The sequence below is a fragment of the Pseudonocardia sp. McavD-2-B genome (assembly GCF_024124365.1).
Classification (GTDB): domain Bacteria; phylum Actinomycetota; class Actinomycetes; order Mycobacteriales; family Pseudonocardiaceae; genus Pseudonocardia; species Pseudonocardia alni.
In genome coordinates this window covers 1-3,454 of record NZ_JAMXSG010000414.1, presented here as the reverse complement: position 1 = coordinate 3,454, position 3,454 = coordinate 1, and the positions used below count along the sequence as shown (strand labels likewise).

Here is a 3,454-nt window from a genome sequence, read left to right as displayed (position 1 = left end):
CCGCGTCGGTGCCCGCCGGGGCCGCGACCCTGGGCCCCGCGGCCGGGCGGGTCCGCGCCGACCTCGACGGCCTGCGTCGCATCCTCGACGACGCCTGGGGCCCCGCCGACCGGCGCGAGCACCCGAGTGGCGCGGGCCCCGCCGACTACGGCGTCGGCTCCGCGGAGGAGCTGCTCGACGCCGCCGAGGCGGACGCGGCGTCACGGACCGCCGCCGGTCCCGGGACCGAGCGGACGCGCCGGCTGACCGCGGCGCGGCTGCTGCGCCGGATCGACCAGCTCGCCGTCGGGCTGGCCCGCGAGCTGTGCGGGCAGACCTGGAGCGAGCCCTCTCCCGCCGCGCGCGGCGCCGGTCACGCGGACGGGGCCGGGGCCGCGGCGGCGGGTTAGGGTCCGGCCGTGATCTCCGTGAGCACCCACGACGACGTCGGTCTGATCGAGCTGAACCGCCCCGAGCGCCGCAACGCCCTGGACATCGCGACCTGCCGGCAGCTGGTCGACGCCGCGGCCGAGGTCCGCGCGGCCGGCGCGCGGGCGGTGGTCGTCGCCGGGAACGGGCCGGCGTTCTGCTCCGGCGCCGACTTCGGCGAGGTCTACACCGACGAGTTCCTCGACGCGCTCTACACCGGGCTGCACGCGGTCGCCGACCTGCCGATGCCGACCGTGGCCGCGGTGACCGGGCCCGCGATCGGCGGCGGGCTGCAGCTGGCCCTGGCCTGCGACCTGCGGGTCGCCGCCCCGGAGGCGGTGTTCGGGCTGCCGACCGCGCGGCTCGGTCTGGCCGTGGACCCGTGGACGATCGAGCGCCTGGTGCAGATCGCCGGCGGCGGCACGGCCCGCAGCCTGTTGCTGGCCTGCGCCACCGTCGACGCCGTCACCGCCCACGCCCGCGGTCTCGCCGACACCCTCGGCGACCGCGACGCCGCACACGCCCTGGCCCGTGACATCGCGACCATGGCCCCCCTGACCCTGGCCTACAACAAGCGTTCGGTGGACGCGTTCGGCCGTGGCGGCCACACCGACCCGGCGGTGGTCGACGGCCTCACCGAGGAGTTCCGCGGATGCTGGGCCGCGGAGGACATCGCCGAGGGGCGCGCCGCCCGCACCGAGAAGCGCGCACCGGTGTTCCGGGGCCGCTGACCGCGGGACCGGACGACGCAGCGACCGTCCGACGCTTCTCGTGCACCGCCGATCGGCGGTATCGGACTCGCCCGTTCAGCTCAAGATCATGTTGGGCTACCGTGGGGAACCAGCCGGTCGCACTGTGCTTCCGGTCGGTCCCGACGGGCCGGGGACGTAGGGCGTACGCCCGGCGGAGGGGCGGACGGATGCGGGCACGGGTACGGAGCCGGACCACCGGACTCCTCGCGGTGGGCGTCGCTCTGACCGGCGCCCTGACCGCCGGGCTCCTGGCGGGCCCCGCCCTGGCCGAGCCGTCGGAGCAGCCCGATCCCACCGACCGGCAGGTCGCCACCGGCGAGCTCGTCCCCGGCACACCGTGCACCTCCTCGGCGCGGGCATGTGTGGATCTGGAGAGCCGCTCCACCTGGCTGTTCGACGCCGGTCGGGTCGTCGCCGGACCGGTCGCGATGCGCCCCGGCGACCCGGAGGCCCCGACACCGGCCGGGACCTTCGCCGTGCAGTGGAAGGCCGAGCAGTGGACCAGCCGGGAGCGGCTGACCCAGATGCCGTGGTCGGTGTTCTTCGCCCAGGGCGGCATCGCCTTCCACCAGGGCGACCTCTCCACCCCGTCGGCCGGCTGCGTGAAGCTCGCCGAGACCGATGCACGCCAGTGGTTCGACTACCTGCAGGTCGGCGACCAGGTGCAGATCCACTGAGTCGCGCCCCGGGTGTGTGAGTCATCTCCCGGAGGGGTTCTACGCGCAGTAGAAAGGTTCGCGTAGGATGACCTTCGTGACGAGTCTGGGCGAGTTGGAGCGGGCGGTCATGAACGTCCTGTGGGAGACCGACCGGGACATGACCGCCCGTGAGGTGCAGGACCAGCTCGCCGACCGCGACCTGGCCACGACGACCGTGCTCACCGTCCTCGGCCGGCTCGAGCGCAAGCAGCTGGTCCGGCGGATCCGCGACGGCCGCGCCCACCACTACCGCCCGGTGGCCAGCCGGGAGGACCACGTGGCCGAGCTGATGACCGACGCGCTCGACGACGCGTCAGACCGGGGTGCCGCCCTCGCGCGGTTCCTCGGCTCGATGTCGGAGGAGGAGCGGTCGCGGTTGCGCGACCTGCTCGGCTGAGCCGCCGGCGTTCCACGAGCCCGTCCGGTCGCGGGGGTGATGCAGCGCCGCGCCGCGCACTCCGCGACGATGTGAGGCGATGCAGCTGACCGCGCTCGGACTCGGACTGCTCGGCGTACTGCTCGCCGAGCCGGTCAGTCGTGCCCTGGCCCGGGCGCGCTGGCCCGGCCGCGACCCCGTCGGAGCGCTGCTGCTGTGGCAGGCCGTCGGGCTCGGCGGCGGGATCTCGCTGTTCGGTGCGGGGCTGGCCTACGGGCTGTCGCCGATGGGGCACAGCCTGCCCACCGCGGCGGCGGCGCTGTCGGCATCGGTGGCGGCGGGCGAGTGGCCGGACCGGATGGACCCGCTGCACGTGGGCGCCCTGTTGATCGCGCTCGGGGTGCTGGTGCGGCTGCTGTCGGTCCTGGTGATCACCACGGTGCGGACGCTGCGGGCCCGCCGGCGCCACCGCGACCTGCTCGACGTGCTCGCCACACCGTGGCCGCACGCTTCCGGTACCCGTGTCCTCGACCATCCCGTCCCGGTCGCCTACTGCCTGCCCGGGCGCAGCTCCCGGCTCGTGGTGTCGGCGGGGGTCCTGGACACCCTCGACACCGCCGGGGTCGTCGCGGTGCTGGCCCACGAGCGGGCGCACCTGCGTGAGCGGCACGACCTGGTCGTGCTCCCCTTCGTCGCGTGGGGGGCGACGGCGCCGTTCGTGCGCGGCATGGTGCACGCCCAGCTCGCGGTGGCCCGGCTGATCGAAATGCGGGCCGACGACGTCGCCCGCAGGCTGTGCGACCCGACCGAGCTGGCGACCGCGCTCAAGGCCGTCGGCGGGTCCGCGCCGGCGGCGGCGCTGTCGTCGTTCACCGACGCGTTGGAGGCCCGCATCGACCGGATCACCGCCCCGCCCCCCGCGCTGCCGCGCGTCGTGCACGGGCTGATCCGGCTGGTCGCCCTCGCGCTGGTCGCGGTGCCGGTGTGGCTGCTGGTCGCCCCGTGAGCACTCCGGCGCCCGGCCCGGTCCGTGCGTTCCCCGGGGCGGAGGCGCTGCTGCGGGTGCACGCGGCGTCGCTGCCCCAGCCCGACCAGCTGGCCGGGCCGTTCGTCACCCGGCTGCTGGTGGCCGCGCTGTCGTCGCTGCCGGCACCGACGGTGGCCGCCTTCGCGCACGCGGCGGGCACCCGGGTGCGGGCCGGCGACGACGTGTCGTCGCG

At 75.9% G+C, this 3,454-nt stretch carries 6 protein-coding genes; all 6 read left to right on the top strand.

Annotated features, from left to right (window positions below; genetic code table 11):
- Positions 1-389, top strand: a 389-nt coding sequence (locus NH602_RS29445) for a hypothetical protein (protein WP_253069517.1), incomplete at its 5' end; no start/stop codon positions are given.
- A 9-nt stretch (positions 390-398) separates the two neighbouring features.
- Entirely contained in the window at positions 399-1,139 is a 741-nt protein-coding gene (locus NH602_RS29440) for an enoyl-CoA hydratase (protein WP_179759816.1), read from the top strand.
- Positions 1,140-1,369: 230 nt separating this feature from the next.
- Entirely contained in the window at positions 1,370-1,837 is a 468-nt protein-coding gene (locus NH602_RS29435) for a L,D-transpeptidase (protein WP_253069516.1), read from the top strand.
- 76 nt (positions 1,838-1,913) lie between these two features.
- Positions 1,914-2,255, top strand: a complete 342-nt coding sequence (locus tag NH602_RS29430; protein WP_100880464.1) for a BlaI/MecI/CopY family transcriptional regulator — start codon at positions 1,914-1,916, stop codon at positions 2,253-2,255.
- Positions 2,256-2,334: 79 nt separating this feature from the next.
- Complete coding sequence (locus NH602_RS29425; RefSeq protein WP_073574808.1) at positions 2,335-3,240, top strand: M56 family metallopeptidase; 906 nt, start codon at positions 2,335-2,337, stop codon at positions 3,238-3,240.
- Positions 3,237-3,454 (top strand): hypothetical protein (locus tag NH602_RS29420; protein WP_253069515.1); only part of this gene is annotated, 218 nt, incomplete at its 3' end. The genes NH602_RS29425 and NH602_RS29420, both read left to right, overlap by 4 nt.